This is a genomic window from Microcoleus sp. Z1_B2 (genome assembly GCF_036700325.1).
In the GTDB taxonomy this organism is placed as follows: Bacteria; Cyanobacteriota; Cyanobacteriia; order Cyanobacteriales; family Microcoleaceae; genus Microcoleus.
The window spans coordinates 20983-38389 of sequence record NZ_JAUBOQ010000047.1 but is presented as its reverse complement, the minus strand read 5'-3'; the positions used below and the strand labels follow the sequence as shown (position 1 = coordinate 38389).

General features: G+C 45.9%; 12 protein-coding genes. 8 read left to right on the top strand and 4 right to left on the bottom strand.

Going from position 1 to position 17407, the window contains the following annotated elements; all coding sequences use genetic code 11:
• Positions 1–114: 114 nt before the first annotated feature.
• Complete coding sequence (locus tag QT984_RS23680) at positions 115–1755, top strand: thioredoxin-like domain-containing protein (RefSeq protein ID WP_333375093.1); 1641 nt, start codon at positions 115–117, stop codon at positions 1753–1755.
• 289 nt (positions 1756–2044) lie between these two features.
• Here QT984_RS23680 and QT984_RS23675 read toward each other — a convergent pair whose 3' ends face one another.
• Both QT984_RS23675 and QT984_RS23670 read right to left on the bottom strand, forming a co-directional pair.
• Positions 2045–2845: a circadian clock KaiB family protein gene (locus QT984_RS23675; RefSeq protein ID WP_333057317.1), complete on the bottom strand. Its 801-nt coding sequence runs from the start codon at positions 2843–2845 to the stop codon at positions 2045–2047.
• 75 nt (positions 2846–2920) lie between these two features.
• Positions 2921–3955, bottom strand: coding sequence for a type IV pilus twitching motility protein PilT (locus QT984_RS23670; RefSeq protein ID WP_333057316.1), 1035 nt, complete (start codon positions 3953–3955; stop codon positions 2921–2923).
• Between QT984_RS23670 and QT984_RS23665 the strand changes: the two genes are divergently transcribed.
• From QT984_RS23665 to QT984_RS23645, 5 genes are all read left to right on the top strand, one after another.
• Complete coding sequence (locus QT984_RS23665) at positions 3954–4217, top strand: hypothetical protein (protein ID WP_333057315.1); 264 nt, start codon at positions 3954–3956, stop codon at positions 4215–4217. The genes QT984_RS23670 and QT984_RS23665 overlap by 2 nt on opposite strands.
• A gap of 283 nt (positions 4218–4500) precedes the next feature.
• Complete coding sequence (locus QT984_RS23660) at positions 4501–5898, top strand: amidase (protein ID WP_333057314.1); 1398 nt, start codon at positions 4501–4503, stop codon at positions 5896–5898.
• 447 nt (positions 5899–6345) lie between these two features.
• Complete coding sequence (locus QT984_RS23655) at positions 6346–9102, top strand: NHL repeat-containing protein (RefSeq protein WP_333057312.1); 2757 nt, start codon at positions 6346–6348, stop codon at positions 9100–9102.
• 569 nt (positions 9103–9671) lie between these two features.
• Positions 9672–11675, top strand: coding sequence for a cation:proton antiporter domain-containing protein (locus QT984_RS23650; protein WP_333338929.1), 2004 nt, complete (start codon positions 9672–9674; stop codon positions 11673–11675).
• A gap of 515 nt (positions 11676–12190) precedes the next feature.
• Positions 12191–13849 (top strand): alpha/beta hydrolase, encoded by a 1659-nt coding sequence (locus QT984_RS23645; RefSeq protein WP_333057310.1) that lies wholly within the window; start codon positions 12191–12193, stop codon positions 13847–13849.
• A gap of 994 nt (positions 13850–14843) precedes the next feature.
• Here QT984_RS23645 and ilvC read toward each other — a convergent pair.
• Positions 14844–15893, bottom strand: a complete 1050-nt coding sequence (ilvC, locus tag QT984_RS23640; RefSeq protein ID WP_333057309.1) for a ketol-acid reductoisomerase — start codon at positions 15891–15893, stop codon at positions 14844–14846.
• A 299-nt stretch (positions 15894–16192) separates the two neighbouring features.
• On the opposite strand from ilvC, the gene gloA2 reads away from it, so the two are divergent.
• Together gloA2 and QT984_RS23630 are read left to right on the top strand one after the other, a co-directional pair.
• A complete protein-coding gene (gloA2, locus tag QT984_RS23635) occupies positions 16193–16579 on the top strand; it encodes an SMU1112c/YaeR family gloxylase I-like metalloprotein (RefSeq protein WP_333057308.1) in 387 nt (128 codons plus the stop codon).
• Between the two features lie 339 nt (positions 16580–16918).
• Positions 16919–17113 carry a hypothetical protein gene (locus QT984_RS23630; RefSeq protein WP_333211094.1) on the top strand — a complete coding sequence of 65 codons (195 nt, stop codon included), beginning with the start codon at positions 16919–16921 and terminating at the stop codon, positions 17111–17113.
• A gap of 6 nt (positions 17114–17119) precedes the next feature.
• Here QT984_RS23630 and QT984_RS23625 read toward each other — a convergent pair.
• A partial coding sequence (locus tag QT984_RS23625; RefSeq protein WP_333375090.1) for a hypothetical protein occupies positions 17120–17407 on the bottom strand: 288 nt, incomplete at its 5' end.

Below are 17407 nucleotides of genomic sequence, written 5' to 3'. Positions count from 1 at the left end.
CCATGTTCGCTGTCTCGAAAAACCCTGGTTTAATCAGCTTTCTTCCCATCCTGCCAAACTTCCCGCTAAATTAAAGAAGTAAAAAAATCACTCACGTCCTACCCAGGAGATGCCATGCCTCGCGTCAGAGCACCAGAATTCCCCGGAAACTACCCCTGGCTGAATACCGAAAAACCTTTATCCATTGAAGCCTTAAAAGGGCGCGTCGTCCTCCTCGACTTCTGGACATACTGCTGCATCAACTGCTTGCACGTCCTCCCCGACTTAAAATACCTCGAACAAAAATATAAAGATTCCCTCACGGTTATCGGCGTTCACTCGGCTAAATTTGAAAACGAAAAAGAAGTAGAAAACATCCGCCAAGCTATCCTCCGCTACGATATCGAACATCCCGTAATCGTTGACAGCGGCATGAAAGTTTGGCAAAGCTACGCGGTTCGCGCTTGGCCGACTTTAATGGTGATCGATCCTGAAAGTTATGTCGTTGGCTTTGTTTCCGGCGAAGGCAATAGAGAAGCACTTGACGAGTTAGTTAGCAAGTTAATTGCTGAATACAAAGATAAAAATGCACTCAAGTTTAAACAACTCAGTTTTACCTTAGAAAAACAGCGCAAACCTGTCTCAACACCGCTGGCTTTTCCGGGTAAAGTGCTGGCATTTGCGATCGCTGCAACGGAGGCAAAACAGCTTCACCAACAGGGCGCGCTTTTGGGCGAAATGAGTCAGGAAAATGAATCTGTAGATGAAACTGTATTGCCGGGGCCGGCTAATTCAGTCATACAAAACTTAGTGGGTTCTTGCTTATTTATTGCCGATTCCGGCCACAATAGGATTGTTGTCAGCACCCTCGAAGGTGAGGTGCTGCACGTTATCGGTAGCGGTAAACCGGGTTTAACTGATGGGGAGTTTGAAGAGGCTGAGTTTTTTGCACCTCAAGGTATGGCTTTTGATGCAGAAAGTCAGATTCTATATGTTGCTGATACGGAAAATCATGCTGTCAGAAAGATTGATTTTACGACTCAACGGGTGGAAACTGTTGCTGGTACGGGCGAACAAAGTCACGAAATTTCACCCCGCAGCGGCAAGGGTTTAGAAACGCAATTGAATTCGCCTTGGGATTTAGAAAGAGTTGGAAATAGACTTTTTATTGCAATGGCGGGTTCCCACCAAATTTGGGAAATGCAGTTAGATACTGGCACGATCGCCACTTATGCGGGTATTGGCCGAGAATCCTGTGTAGACGGGAATCTTGCAGAATCTGCTTTTTCTCAGCCCAGTGGCCTGTCTACGGATCGATCGGAGTTGTTTGTTGCTGACAGCGAAATTAGTTCGATTCGCGCTGTGGGTATTGATGAAGACCCGAAGGTGCGTACAGTCTGCGGTAGCGGTGAATTGTTTGGTTTTGGGGATAAAGATGGTCGCGCTGAGGAGGTAAGGTTGCAGCACTGTTTGGGTGTTGAATACGCTCAAAATTACCTCTGGGTGGCTGATACTTACAATCACAAAATTAAGCGGATCGACCACCGGGGCGGTACGTGCAGAACAATGATTGGAGATGGTAAAGCAGGTTTGGTTGATGCTAAAGGTCTCAAGGCTCGATTTTTTGAACCTTCAGGGTTGAGTGCGATCGGGCCTCATTTGTTTGTTGCTGATACGAACAATCATGTAATTCGGAGAGTTGAGTTGGATACGCTGGAAGTCACAACTTTGGATTTCCCCAGTTTGTGCGCCCCGGATGTTTGTCTTCCTGATTAAGTCGATCGACCTTTTTTACTTCAGGCAGGGTTCTCAATTCTCGTGATTGCCAGATTGATTGTGTTAAAGTAGGGTGCTATTCGGCGCACCTTACCACAATTTTCAAGCCAAGTAAGTTAACCTAGCACGCAGAAACCGGTTTTTTTACCGAATCTGCGGCCTACAACAGGTCTTTTCGTAAAAAAACCCGGTTTCTAAACAATCGTGCATAAGTCTTATGTGGTTAATTCAATGGTGAGTTAACCCGCGATCGCCCGTATTAAATAATCGCAAAAATCCTCGCCCCAATCTAAAATTCCGAATAGCTCAGCAGCCGCACTATTTTTTCATTATCGTTCAATTCGCCGACAATCCGTCGCACGGGTTTCGGCCAGATTTTAATCAAAGTAGGAGTTGCTGAAATCTGATCTGCCTCAGCTTGGTCTGGATGTTTCAAAACATCAATTACTTTTAAAGTGTAGGGACGATCGAGGCATTTCTCTAAGAACTGGTGTAAAGTTTCGAGAGTGCGTTCGGTGCTGGGGTTGCTGCCGGAAACAAACAGACGCAAAACGTACCCTTGAGTTTGTGGCGGTGGGGTGAGTGCTGTTGGTTTGGGAAGCCGAGTCTGCTGCGATTGCGGAAAGCCCAAGGGAGTTACTATGGAATTGCTCCAGTCCGATCGAGCTTCGGGGCTGGCATACTGTACAACTAAGTCGTGATTTTCCCAAAGTTCGGGGAATTGTTCGTGATAAGTAGCGATTGCCATCGGTTCGCACATTTCTTCGCTGCGGGGATGCCACACTAAGTCGCCAGTCCCAAAAATGGCGTTCAGCAGCGTTTGATGTCGCAGCACGGGGGGGTAAGCCTCGGCAGCAACCCGCACCTGCCGATCGCCTGGATCGAGCCAGCAGTCAATGGTTGCCGTGTAGCAAGGTATCAGAAAATGCGGCGGTTCCGACAAACCGAGGATCTCCTGTAGAGCTACGCACAACTGCAAATGCCACCGAGTTTGCTTGTGGGGGTCTATGCAATAGATTAAGTCTCCCCCTGGTGTAAACAGCGCAATGCCTTTGAAAAATTCTGGCAAAATAGGGCGATCGACTTTCAATTCAGTACACCAATAAAAGTTAACAGTTAACAGTTAACTGTTAACTGTTAACTGTTAACTGTTAACACTCGACCTTTAGACTCGACCTCGCAGCATCTGAGCCATTTCGTTCGGGAACGGCGAGTTCTCTACACAAAGTTCTTCAGTAATCCGACCTTCTTGATAAAGACCGTAGAGCGACTTATTCATCGTCGTCATGCCTTCATAAGTATCTTTGATCATGATTTGATTGATTTCCTCATTCTGCCCCTTCATAATGTATTCCTTAACCACGTCGGTATTGATCATCACGTCGTGGAAAGCAGCCCGCTTGCCGTCTGTGGTTTTGCACAGCAGTTGAGCAATAATCGCCACTAGGGATTCGGAAATTGAAACCCGTATGGCATCCTGTTCTTCCGCCCCGAACATATCAAGAATCCGGTTCAGGGTTTTAACCGCACTGTTGGTGTGCAGGGTTCCTGCAACTAAGTGACCGGTTTGAGAGGCTTTGAGGGCGATTTCCACCGTCTCTCTGTCCCGAATTTCTCCTACTAGCAGCATATCGGGGTCTTGTCGCAGAGCGCCTTTGAGAGCGCTCATAAACTTGAGGGTGTGCCTGCCGACTTCCCGGTGCTTAATCAATGATTTTTTGCTTTCGTGTACGAATTCTACCGGGTCTTCGATCGTGATGATGTTGTAGGCTTTATTCTTATTGATGTAGTCGATCATCGCGGCCAAGGTGGTAGACTTACCCGAACCTGTCGGCCCTGTCACCAAAATCAGCCCTTTGTGGTAGCCACATATTTTCCTAAATACCTCCGGCAGTTTCAATTCCTCCATTGTCAAGATTTTGGCAGGAATTAGCCGCAGCACCATTGCCGGGCCGGCCAAGGAGTCCATGCAACTGATCCGAATGCGGACGAACCCGAAGTCGAAAGCGCCGTCAAAGTCTAGGGTTTTTTGGAAAATTTCAATTTCTTCATCGCTCATGCACTCCCGCAACCAGCCAAAAAACGTATCTAAATCCGTCGGTGGATAGCCGATGTCGGCAATCTCGCCCCGCGTGCGGAAGCGGGGAACTTCGTTTACTCCGAGGTGAAGGTCGGATACTCCTTCTTCTTTGGCTCGCATGACTAGCTCTTTCAAAGTCGGAGATCCGCCGCTGCTAGAACTCTGGCTTTTAGGTGTGGCGAAGGATTGCGAGGCTGGTGCTGGTGCCGGTGGCGCTGCTGGTGCTGGTGCCGGTGGCGGTGCTGGTGGCATTCCTGCTGCTCTGGGGGGCATTCCGGGAGCAGGAGGGCGGGGCATTCCGGGTGGTGGGGGGGCTCCGGGTACGGGCGGGCGAGGAGCGGGCGGATGCTGTTGTGTCATATGCGCTACCTTAAGTTGGTGAGAAGGCTGACTCGAACAGATGATTTGTGGGAGTTGAACAATGCCGATCGCCATTGTGCGCGTCTTGCACAAAAGCTTAACTGTTGTTCTCAGTCTATCCCAAGAGGGGGTCGTAGTGCTGCACTACTAAGGAACTATTGTGCCAATTGGAGGATGTCATCACTCTCGATATATGATCAAATATGGATTTTTGACTTTTTTGGATAAATTTCTTAATCAAAAGACTTTGCCACAATTTAAAAGTATTAAATTATACTTTGCCCAACTATTAAGGACTTAAACGGATGAATTCTGTCGATCGGGCTTTTACTCCAGCTTTGGAGTTGGCGGAGTCGATCCGCACGCTGGAAGTGTCGCCTTTAGAAATTGTCAATCTGTACTTGGAACGCATTGAGCGATTAAACCCTGAGCTGGGCAGTTATTTTACTGTAACGGCCGATCGGGCGATCGCCCTAGCTAAATCTCAAACCGAACAACTAGCTGGGTTAAACAAGCCACAGGAATTGCCACCTTTTTTCGGAGTGCCGATCGCCATTAAAGACTTGACACCCGTTACCGGCGTTCCGTGTACCTACGGCACTCAGGCTTTGCAGGGTAACATCTCTGCCTACGACGAGTCAGTAGTATGGCGGATCAAAGCAGCGGGATTTAACATTCTGGGCAAAACAGCCACCTCTCAAATTGGCTCATTACCTTACACCGAACCAGAAGGTTTCCCGCCCGCGCGCAATCCCTGGAATTTAGACTATACGCCCGGAGGTTCCAGCGGAGGCTCAGCGGCGGCTGTAGCAGCGGGTTTGTGCGCGATCGCCCAAGGTTCAGACGGCGGCGGTTCGATTCGAGGTCCAGCTTCCTGCTGCGGTTTAGTAGGCATTAAACCGTCGCGGGGGCGAGTTTCCTGGGCACCTGTCGGAGATTACCTCAGCGGCATTTCTGCCAACGGCCCACTGGCGCGCACTGTAGCTGACGCCGCCGCACTTTTGGATGTGATGTCAGGCTACACAACAGGCGATCCGTACTGGCTACCCGATTCAAATCCGACTTTTCTAGAGGCTTCCCGTCAAAAGTCGGGCAAACTGCGAATTGCGTTTTCTACCAGTATTTCCCCTGTGGGCGAGGCTGCGCCTATCTGTCAGCAAGCGGTACTCGAAACAGTAAAATTATTGACAGATTTGGGTCATGATGTCGAACCTGGATGCCCGGATTTTACGGGTTTAATCGAACCGTTTATCGCAATTTGGCAGTCTGGGGCGGCGGCAAGTGGCATTCCAGGCCCTGCTTTGGAACCGATGAATCGCTGGCTGTTAGAAAGAACTATTTCCGCTGGGGAATATTTGCGGGCGGTGAATCAAATGCAGGTGATTTCACGGCGGATTGTGGGATTCTTTGAAAAATTTGATGTGTTAGTTTTGCCAACTTATATGCACTCGCCAATCCGGGTTGGGGAGTGGGCGGATTTGAGTTTTGAAGAAACTTTGCAGCACATTATTAATTGGGTAGCTCCTTGTCCGCCGTTTAATGCTAGCGGTTTGCCTGCGATCGCACTTCCTGCCCTTTTAGATAACAACGGTTTGCCCGTGGGAATTCAAATTATCGGGCGGCCGGCGGCGGAAGCAACTTTAATTGCTTTAGCGGCGCAGATGGAAGCGGCGAAACCTTTCCCCGTTTTAGATTTTAAATAGGGAATAGTAAGGGATAAAACCACGTTTCCCTTTTTTAGGGGTATGCCAAATCAGGATTTGTGTGCGGGGAACTAGAAATCCGGTTTTTCGCATAAATTTCTATTGACTGTTGACCCCCTCGCATCCAGGATACCCGCCACGTGATTCATCCGTCCAGAAATAAAAAACCTCTATCCGATAAAGGAGCCCCCGAATTGATCCGTGGGGTCAATTCTAAAATCTAAAATCTAAAATCTAAAATCTAAAATCTAAAATCGATTGACTGTTTGACATTTGAACAATACCGATGCCACGGGAAACGAGAGGATTGAGAAAGGGGACAAATTTCAGGTTTAATTATGGCAAGGAAATATAAAATACTTCTTAAGATACTTGACATATTTGGAAAAAAGGCTATAATTTCTTCAAATTAATTCCCGATGGCGGGTGTATCTAAAAAAATAGCTTATGTTTAACACAGCAGGACGGTTTCCAGAAAATCCGATTCGGGGAAATGTTGCGGGTGTTTCAGCGGAAATACTAGACTTATTCAGTAAGTTCGATCGCTTAAATCAGATCGGGACAATTGCCGTAGGCGATACCAATATTTTATTTGATACCAGCTACGATTTGACTGAAAAACGCGATGGGGCGGCGGCTGCGACTGGTAGTGCGATCCTCTACGAGGGCTTCGCTAACGGCCTTTTTGGGCCATCCACCGACTTCGGTCTCCCATCGTCAGGAAGCGACAATCTTAAATTTGATAGTAGTCTAAAATCCCCGACCGCTACCTCCACTCAAGGTGAGATAGACGAACTGACAGGGATGGCTTTACCTGTTGGTGAACTCTCCCTATCCCAAACTTCTTCCCTATTTCCTGATGAAAACTGGGCTTTCAATTTTAAAAATTACACCATCGATCACCAAGGTTTAAACACCCTCAACCTTAAAGTTGGTTACGGGTTAAAACCGGGAATTACCCCAAACGAATATCCAGATTTTGTGCCCATTTACCAAAGCATTGATAATTTCCTAGTTAACTACCCGAACGAAACAGATTTCTGGGAAATTCTCAACAAAAATTTGACGGAAAAGGTGCTTACTGAAAATCCGGTACTGACAGATGTTACGATTCAACTGGAAGTTTTGCCAACGGAGGTATTGCCCTACGATCGCGCCAGTACAGTTTTCCGCAGTCAATCGGGCAAAATCACAGAAGATTGGAATTTTTCACTCAAAGACTACGCAATCAATCACCAAGGATTGAACAAGCTCAATCTCGATATAGATTACCAGTACAAACCGGAAATCGCTCCCAATGAATATCCCGATTTTGTGCCAATCTACAATAGCATTGATAACTTTTTAACCACATATCCGAACGAAACAGATTTTTGGGAAGTTGTCAATAAAAACTTGACTCAAAATATCCTCAACGAAAATCCTGCATTGGCGGCAATTAAGATAGACTTCAACGTTCTGCCAAGCCAAAGCTTGCCCTACAACCGCACCAGCAAAGTTACTCGCACTCAACCCAGCAATCCTCAAGGAACTTTCCTAGTTGGCAATAGCCGGGGAAATAATGTACTTCGGTTTGACGGCAATACCGGCAATTTTCTAGGCGAATTTATTCCACCGGGAAGCGGCGGTTTGTCCAATCCAGATACGATCGTTTTTGGGCCCGATGGCAATGGCGATGATCAGTCGGACATTTACGTTACTAGCGGCGACAAGCCCGGAAATTCGGGAGAACCGACAGCATCGGCGGTATTGCGGTATGACGGAATTACTGGCGCATTTATTGACAAGTTTGTCGCCGATAATCCGAACACGGCGGCCGATGAAACTGGCGGATTGTTTCGCCCTTACGGTTTAGCTTTTGGCCCTGACGGTAATTTTTATGTCAGCAGTTTTTTGAGTGACCAAATTCTGCGATATAACGGCCAAACAGGACAGTTTATTGATGTATTTGCTTCGGGAAATCAGCAAGCGGGAGGATTGAATGGCCCGAACGGTTTACTGTTTGCTCCTGACGGCAATTTGTACGTGACAACGCAGGGGAGTGTGGCGACCAACGGTCAACCAGATTTTAGCGCAGGTTTCCCCAGTCAGGTGCTGCGTTACAACCCGCAAACCGGGCAGTCAAGTATCTTTGCTTCGCCCGATCCTTCGCCTCGGAGTCAGGGATTTGCAAGTCTTTTGGGACTGGCAATCGGGCCCGCTGACGGCGACCTTTATGTCAGCGATTTTGCTAACGATATCAGGCGCTACAATTTAAGAAGTGGGGAATTGGTCAAGGTTTTATCTACGAATTATACTGATACTTCGCCCAGTAGCAATTATGTAGGTAGTTTGGCTTTTTCGCCGATCGGCAATTTGTTTGCAGTTGGCTTTGACAACCGCGCTAATGCTAACGGTGCCGGCGCTGTTTTGCGGTATAATGGCAAGACTGACGAACCGCTGCCAATATCGGGAAATCCTGGATCGAGTAACAGTTCTATTTTTGTCCCTCCCGACAGCAAGCTACAGCGTCCAATAGGAATTTCTTTCTTTCCGTCCGATGCTCAACTGACGGAGAAATGGAATTTTACATTGGCAAATTACCCCATTAATCATCAAGGGTTAAACAACCTGAATATTGATGTAAATTATAAGTACAAAGACGGGATTCAAAATTCTGAGTATCCTGATTTTGTGCCGATTTACAAGAGCATTGACAACCTTTTAGTTAACTACCCGAACGAAACAGATTTTTGGGAAATTGTCAACAAGAATCTGACCGAAAAAGTGCTTGCTGACAATCCGGCACTTTCGTCGGTGACGGTTAATTTGGATGTTTTACCGACGAACCGATTGCCTTACGAGCGCAGCAGTACCGTTACTCGCACTCAAGATGGTAAATTAGGCGAAGCATGGGATTTCAAAATTCCTAATTACTCGATCGATCACCAGGGTTTGAATAACCTCAATATGGATGTCAAATATCAGTACAAACCAGGAATTACGCAGGATGAGTATCCAGACTTTGTGCCGATTTACCAAAGCATCGACACTTTCTTGACTAATTATCCCAATGAAACGGATTTCTGGGAAATTCTTAATAAGAGTTTGACGCAAAAGCTGCTAGCCGAAAATCCGGCTTTGGATGCGTTGCAAATTAATCTGGAGGTTTTGCCGACTAACAGATTGCCTTACGAGCGAGCTAGCATTGTGTCGATCGCTTAGCCTATCATTGGAAATTAGATGGAAAAATCTTGACAAGAAATACATACTTAGCTACCGTAAGGGTAAGGTTAAGTACGTTGCGTAGAAACCAGGTTGTTTCGCGTCCAAGACAAACCCATTTAAATTGTCTGTTGTGCTGTGGTGAAAAACCCGGTTTTTAAAAGAAACCGGGTTTCTGAATTAGACCGAGTTTACCAAATTCCATTTTGGGATATATGTCTGTGTCCCGCTGCATTTGATACCTAAATAGTGGTGGACGCAAATAGGATAAAAAACCAGGTTTTGGCGTTAAAGTCGATCGCTGACAACCTGTTATTTTGACTCTTAACCTGGTTCTTGTGCTTCCAGGACTGAAAAATATAGTTTTTTTTATCGGAGTTCGTGCTGCGCCCAATTTCTAGTCATCCAACCCATATTTTACCAATAAACCCAGTTGCTCCCGCCCAGTCCTACTTATTACCAATTACGCTGTAAAATATTGAGAATACCTCTTTAGATTGATAGACATTTTGATTATTTCCTTTTAAATATGGTAGCAGTTCGCTGCCAATATGTAGGGTAAAAAATTTATGTTAACTTCCGGGCCAATTACCGCCCCCGTTCCCGTTTTCCTGGTTCTTTTAGCAATCATGCTACTCGCGCCGCTGGTATTTGAGCGCTTGCGACTACCGGGAATAGTGGGTTTAATTATTGCTGGCGTAATTGTCGGGCCCAACGGTCTCAATTTGCTGCAACGAGACGCTACTATTGTTTTGCTAGGTACTGTAGGATTGCTGTTTTTGATGTTCCTAGCGGGACTGGAAACTAGCCTTGACGATCTCAAACTGAATGCGGACAAAGCTGTCATATTTGGGCTAGCTACTTTTGCGCTACCGATGATATTGGGGACAGGGGCGATGCTGCTGTTGGGATATAGCTGGCTGGCTGCAATTTTAGTCGCTTCTTGTTTTGCTACGCACACGCTTTTAGCGCTGCCAATTCTCACCAAATTGGGATTGATGCGAACTCAGACTATTACTACGACTTTGGGCGGGACTTTAATTACCAATGTGTTGGGACTGTTGGTGCTGGCTATTGTTGTTAAAGCTTACAAAGGAAATCTCACTCTCGAATTTTGGCTGTTTCTCATTCCATCTCTTGCTATCTACACTTTTGCTACTTTGTGGGGCGTTCCCAAAATCGGTCGCTGGTTTTTTAAGAAATTTGGACATGACGAAAATGCCGAATTTATATTTGTATTAGCAACCCTATTTCTAGTTTCTTACGCAGCAGAACTAATTGAAATTGAGGCAATTATTGGTGCATTTTTATCGGGAATTGCCATTACTCAAATTATTCCCAAAATGAGTCCCCTGATGAATCGGATTGAGTTTATTGGCAATACGCTGTTTGTGCCGTTTTTTCTGATTTCTGTGGGGATGTTAATTGACCCGCTAATTTTGGTAAAGCAGCCGCAGTCTTTGTTGGTGGCGGCGGTGATGATTTTAGCAGAGGTGGTGAGCAAGTTTTTGGCAGCTTGGCTACCGGGGAAATTATTTGGCTTTGAGTTTCCGAACATTATGGTAATGTTCGGCCTTTCTGTTGCTCAAGCTGCTTCTACTTTGGCGGCGATTACGGTTGCTTTTGAGATTAAATTGGTCGATCGCGTAACGGTGAACGGCATCATTGCCATGATTTTAGTAACTTGTGTCGCTTCTCCTTGGATTGTATCTCGGTGGGGTCAAGAAATGCAGCCGCCGGGGTCGAGTTTGCCGGTTCCTACTGCGGGAAAGCATTCATGGGGAGAGCGAGTTTTAGTGCCTGTTGCTAATCCGAATACGGAAGATAATTTGCTGCGTTTGGCTTTGATTTTAGCAAAAACATCTCAGGGAACTTTGTTGCCGCTGCATATTTTGTCCGATCGCGGGGAAGCAATTTCGCCCGCAGAGAAAATGCAGCAAACTCAACTTTTGACTGCTGCGGAAACTGTCGCCCATGCGGCTGCTTGTGCGGTTGAACCGATCGCGAGGATAGATGATGCGATCGATCGCGGAATCCTACGGAGTGCAACCGAACGCGAGGCTAGTTTAATAGTTTGCGGTTGGAAGGGATTTTCCACAACTCGCGACAATTTTTTTGGCAGCATCATTGACAATGTGGTAAGGCGATCGCCCGTACCCGTACTGATTGCTCGATTTCCCGATCCTCTCCAGAATACAGCCAGAGTTCTTTTGGCCGTAACTGACAGCGAGTTGACTCGGTTTGGATTTCAGGAAACCGTGGATATTGCTAAGAGTTTGGCTGAGGAACTTAAGGCGAGTTTGCAAGTGTTGTTGGTGGCGACACAACGGGAGAAAAGCAACCAAAGTGCGGCGGAGGTGGAAATTCTTTCTGAGATACCAGTAAATCGGGTGCGGGGAAATTTTATCAAGCTAGTTTCGCAGAATTTGTTAGAACACGATTTGCTGATTTTAACAACAATTTCTCAGCAACAGAATATGTGGGAAAAACCAGGAACTCTCAAAGAACCGGAAGCGATCGCCCGGACTCACCAAAATATTTCGATGCTTGTTGTTTATTTTCCTGTATCTTGAGGAATATTTTGGGAGCATCTCAATGAAAGCAGGCAAGCTAGAAATTGGAGTTAGGAGTCAGGAGTAAGGAGTCAGGAGAAAAGAGTCAGAAGGAAGAAGTCAGGAGCCAGAAGAAGTGTTTTTACAAATATGAGATGCTCCCAATATTTTAACCGCAGATGATGTTATGAATCTGCATTGATCTGCTGTTAAAATTTAATCCTCATCCATCCGATGCAACCGTCCATGAGATAACTAACTCCCGAAGTTTGTAAGTTTCGGGCTGCCGATTAATATCAAATCCGTGGGTACCGACACTATTTATTTCTCTCTTCTCTTCCTCTGCGCCCTCTGCGCCCTCTGCGGTTTAATCATTCAAAAACAACCCGCCTAAAGCCCGGACGATCGCACTTTTCCAAACTAATTTCGATCGCACTCCGATGCAGGCAATTTCTCGGCATCTAGGACAATTTCTCGCTATCTGGGAGAATTTTGAGAATATGGTGATATACCCCCTCTAGTTCAATAAGGTAAAAATGAGCATCAGACCAAATTTCAGATGGTTTTCTTCAGTGGCGAGTGTTTTGGGTTCGATTTCGATCGGCACTTTCAGCGACGCGACATCCTCTGTAAAAGCGGCAGAAACGGTTGTTATCCGCAAAGGTATTTTAGAAACGTCAATATCGGTTGCGGATTTGCGCGAACTCGCAGAAACAGGAAAAGTCCCCGCCAAACTGCAAGCTTATGCCAATCTCTTGTCTGACGAACAGCGGAGTAAAATTTTTCGGGCGCTGCAAGCGAAAATTCCCCTCAATGTAGTCGGCCTGAGCAACTTGCTAAATACGGGCATTGGCACTGGCATCCTGACGGATTTGACTACTGTCATACCCAGGCGCGACGGTGGGGGTGTGGAAGCGCTGCGAGCCGCTCTGGTGCAGGGAGCAAAAGCGCCGGAAGGCTTATCTATATTGAGTTTCATTGAATCTTATCCGAGCTCGCGGGTCGTGGTGGATCTAGATCGAGCTTTCGCTGTTTTGGGAAATATGAACGTAAGTTTTTGGCAAACTCAGCGCTTTATGGCGGCGATCGCACCTCAGTTAGCACCAGTTAAACCCGCGTTTAAGCTGCCTTTCGATCCAACCCAGCCGGGCCCTAATGTCGTGCAGGTACGGGCGCTAGATTTGAACGATAGCGCCCGCAATCGGCGTATTCCAGTTGATGTGTACTGGTCAAGAGCTGCGACAGCCGACAAACCGACGATCGTCTTTTCTCACGGTTTGGGTTCCGTCCGCACGGATTTGCGCTACTTAGCCGAGCATTTGGCGTCTCACGGCTATGTGGTAGCAGCTTTAGAACATCCCGGCAGTAACGAGACGAATACCAATGCTGCGATGGCGGGGAAGTGTCCGTTGCTAGCTCCTCAAGAGTTTTTAGACCGTCCCAAAGACATCAGTTTTGTACTCGACGAACTGACAAAATTGAACCAAACTGATGATAACTTGCAGGGGAAAATTGCGATCGACCCAGCGGTGATCGTTGGCTATTCCTTCGGCGGCGCTACAGCCTTGTCCGTGGCCGGCGCCGAACTGCAATTGAGCGGACTCAAACAAAGGTGTCAGGGGGATTTGATTGGGTTCAGCTTAGGCGAAGGCATTCAGTGCGCGGCGGCCGGATTGCCCGAAGAACGGTATCAATTGCGGGATGGGAGGATTAAAAGGGCGATCGCCATGAATCCGATCGCATCATTATTATTTGGAGAAACGGGCTTAAGTAAAATTAAGATTCCCACATTAATAGTAGCATCTTCTGCCGACAAAACCACTCCTGCCTTAGCCGAACAAATTGCTGGCTTTCCGAAAATTCCATCTCCTAAATGGCTAGTTGGTTTTGTAGGAGGAACGCACTTAAGCGTCAAAGATCCGAGTACAACTTTAAACCAAGTTCGCAGGCCGAGCACAGTAATTACTGGGGATGAAGTTGTCGGCGACCAAGCTGTTAGCATACGCAATTATATTAAAGCTGTAAGTTTGGCTACCGCCGCGCAACTAACTGCTGAAGCTGATAAATATGCAGTCTTTCTAACACCAGAATACGCGCAATTTGCCTCCACATCGGCAATCCCGGTGCGGCTAGTAACAGAAATTTCCCCGGAAATTAATACCGTCGTGCAAACTTTTATTCAAAGGAATAAGTAGTTATTAGTCATTAGTCATTAGTCATATCATGTCCGGTCAATTAACCATGATTCCTGTAGGGGCGGGTTCGCCAAGATATTGAATAGAAACGGGAAAATCTGTAAACCCGACCCGACCTTTAATCGCCGTAAATCGATGGGACATAATATCATTAGTCATTAATCATTAGTCATTAGTCATCAGCTAATAACTAATGATAAAAACTTGTAGTAATATCAAATAAGGTGACATCGAAATTATACTTGAGTGCGAGCGGGACGATCGCTCCTGAGAGCGCGGAGCCACACGGGAAACTCCCACTGCACTGGGAAAATTATGATTCCGATGTCAGCGGAAACGAGATTACGACTAGCAGCCTTTCCTTTTGTATGCGCGGTAGCTTAGCCCCCAGGGTGGATTTTCTTCTTAAGCTGTTTCTGATATTTTTTGTCCGTGCAAGGGCAAAATATAAGCAACCGCTTTCACAAACTCTACTCCCCAACTGCGATGCCTAAAAAAAATCTTATCCCGCTATTGCTTCTGTTGGCAGCCCTGTTTACCCTTTACGGTGACACTTTAACTTTTCTCCCCAAACCTGTAAGAGATACTAGCGTGGCCAGTCGAAAGTTCTTCGTCGGGTTGTGGCCAGATTGGTTGAGGCCGAGAGATTTCAACGAGAAAAGGCAACAGGATATTGAGAAATTGCAAAAAACTCCTAGCCCGAGTCGATAGTTTTGAGCTACCAGCGAGAAACCCTGTTTCTTTAACAATACCTAGCCATTTTCTTGTAGGTTGGGTTAAGCGAAGCACAACCAAACAGTACGATTTTAGATTTTGGATTTTAGATTTTAGATTTTTTATCCCATCTCTAATCTGTAATCGATTAAACTTGAGATTTGAGATTTTCCCAGCAGTAAGGTGTGCAATGCACACCCTACAGATAGAGGTTATGCGTCCAGGACTATTTTAGATCGATCCTCCCATCTAAAATCTAAAATCTAAAATCTAAAATTGATTAAGCGTGCTTTTTCAACCAGCTAAACATAGCTCGCAAATCTTTACCAACTTCTTCAATAGGATGTTCTGCTTCCTGACGGCGCATGGAGGTAAAACCTGGCTTGCCGGCTTGGTTTTCCAGAACGAATTCGCGGGCAAATTGGCCGGATTGAATTTCGCTGAGAATCTTACGCATTTCGGCGCGGGTTTGATCCGTGACGATGCGGGGGCCGCGAGTTAAATCGCCGTATTCTGCGGTATTGGAGATGCTGTCGCGCATTTTGGCGAGGCCTCCTTCTACTACTAAGTCAACGATAAGTTTAACTTCGTGCAAACATTCAAAATAAGCTAATTCCGGTTGGTATCCGGCGTCAACTAAAGTTTCAAATCCAGCTTTAATTAAGGCGCTCAAACCGCCGCACAAAACTACTTGTTCGCCAAAAAGATCCGTTTCTGTTTCTTCGCGGAAAGTGGTTTCCAGGATGCCGGCTCTGGTGCCGCCGATACCTTTAGCATAGGCCATTGCCCGATCGCGCGCTTGACCGGAAGCATCTTGATATACTGCAAACAAACTCGGAACACCTTCCCCTTGTTCGTAAGTCCGTCGCACCAAGTGTCCGGGGCCTTTGGGGGCAACCATTACTACGTCTACATTGGCAGGGGGAACAACTTGGCCGAAGTGAATGTTAAAACCGTGAGCAAATGCTAAAACATTTCCTTCAGAAAGGTTGGGTTCGATTTGTTCTTTGTAAATAGTTTTTTGAACTTCATCGGGCAATAAAATCATGATGAAGTCAGCAGCGGCTGCTGCTTTGTCTACCGGGTGAACTGTTAAACCCGCGTCGGTTGCTTTGGCGGCAGATTTGCTACCGGGATACAAACCGACAACGACATTCATGCCACTGTCTTTGAGGTTAAGCGCGTGGGCGTGTCCTTGGGAACCGTAGCCGATGATAGCAATCGTTTTGTTGGCTAAGAGGTCTAGGTTCGCGTCGGTGTCGTAATACATACGGGCCATAATCCTTGTCTCCTGAGATGCAAATTGGGTGATTGACTGCAAAACTCTCATTTTATCAAAGTAGGGTACTTTTTTTACATAATTTTTTTAATTAAGATTTGAGCGGGGGAAATTTTAGCGAGATCGCGCTGAATTTAGCAGGGTTTGTCGCCGAGTCAAATATAATTGTCAATAGCGTGCTGTGCATTTGAAAAAACCTCACATCTTGCACCATTCTCAAGAACAGGCTTTCCGGCCTGTTCCACAAAGAGTGAATTTTGTTGTGGAACAGGCCGGAAAGCCTGTTCATAAAAAGCTTATTTAACATGGTGCAATATCTCAGAAAAACGCAACTAACTAACTTTTTTAAGATGAAAATAAAAGCAATACATCATGTGGCGATTATTTGCTCGGATTACGAAGCATCGAAAAAATTTTATGTAGAAGTATTGGGATGTTCCATTATCAAAGAAACTTTCCGAACCGAGAGGAATTCTTACAAACTAGATTTGCGAGTCGGAAACGGGGACACCATCGAGCTTTTCTCATTTACCAATCCTCCTGAAAGAGTTAACAATCCTGAAGCTTGCGGTTTGAGACATTTAGCTTTTGCCGTAGAGGACATAGAAGCATCCGTTGCTTACTTAAAATCCCAAGAAGTAGAAGTAGAAAACATTCGCCTTGACGAAATTACCGAAAAACGGTTTACATTTTTCCGAGATCCCGACAACTTACCCTTAGAAATTTATGAAATTTAAGGAGGTTACCGAGTTTGTAAAGTCGCTCTTAAGTCAATAAGCTGTCACGCATTTAAATTGCATATTCAGGGCGGGATCTTAGGCCCAACCCCTACTCCCCACAAGACGGCGAATTGTTTGTTGACATTCTATTTAAATGCACAACAGCTTAGGTGGGGTGTGCATTGCCCTAAAAACTGCATGATTCATTCTAAATCTAAAATCTAAAATTTAAAATCTAAAATTGTATAATGGACTATCTCATCAGAAACACCACGCTCGGATTGCCTGCTTTCATGCTATTTATAGCCATAGTAGCTACAGGTAAAACAGGTAATGTGGTCGCCATTCTACAAAAATATGGTAAAAACCGCAAAACTGCGAAATGCGCGATCGGGCTTTGGCATTTTACCGACTTGGCCGACTTTTATGCCGCTGGCTTATATTCCGATCGATCACTTTCTAGTGAGCAAAGAAATTGGTGTTTCAAAGATTCGTACTGGCCGAAATGTCGGTTCGGATCATTTGCCGTTAATTACAGATTTGGTCATTTGAAGGAAGTTAAAGCAGTAACTGATTAGAACTCCGATGTTTCATTATTTTTAGGAACGGGCAAGATGCCCGTTCCACAATAAAACTGAATTTTTGTGGAACAGGCATCTTGCCTGTTCTTCCCACAATAAAACTGAATTTGTGTGGCACAGGCATCTTGCCTGTTCTTCCGACAATAAAACTGAATTGTTGTGGAACAGGCATCTTGCCTGTTCTTCCCACAATAAAACTGAATTGTTGTGGAACAGGCATCTTGCCTGTTCTTCCCACAATAAAACTGAATTGTTGTGGAACAGG

Bases quoted from the DNA above. Each gene is read 5' to 3' on its own strand.
- QT984_RS23650 (WP_333338929.1), top strand. From the start codon at position 9,672: ATGTTAACTTCCGGGCCAATTACCGCCCCCGTTCCCGTTTTCCTGGTT.
- QT984_RS23670 (WP_333057316.1), bottom strand. From the start codon at position 3,955: ATGCGAGCCAAAGAAGAAGGAGTATCCGACCTTCACCTCGGAGTAAAC.
- QT984_RS23680 (WP_333375093.1), top strand. From the start codon at position 115: ATGCCTCGCGTCAGAGCACCAGAATTCCCCGGAAACTACCCCTGGCTG.
- ilvC (WP_333057309.1), bottom strand. From the start codon at position 15,893: ATGAGAGTTTTGCAGTCAATCACCCAATTTGCATCTCAGGAGACAAGG.
- QT984_RS23655 (WP_333057312.1), top strand. From the start codon at position 6,346: ATGTTTAACACAGCAGGACGGTTTCCAGAAAATCCGATTCGGGGAAAT.
- gloA2 (WP_333057308.1), top strand. From the start codon at position 16,193: ATGAAAATAAAAGCAATACATCATGTGGCGATTATTTGCTCGGATTAC.
- QT984_RS23665 (WP_333057315.1), top strand. From the start codon at position 3,954: ATGACTAGCTCTTTCAAAGTCGGAGATCCGCCGCTGCTAGAACTCTGG.
- QT984_RS23660 (WP_333057314.1), top strand. From the start codon at position 4,501: ATGAATTCTGTCGATCGGGCTTTTACTCCAGCTTTGGAGTTGGCGGAG.
- QT984_RS23630 (WP_333211094.1), top strand. From the start codon at position 16,919: ATGGTAAAAACCGCAAAACTGCGAAATGCGCGATCGGGCTTTGGCATT.
- QT984_RS23645 (WP_333057310.1), top strand. From the start codon at position 12,191: ATGAGCATCAGACCAAATTTCAGATGGTTTTCTTCAGTGGCGAGTGTT.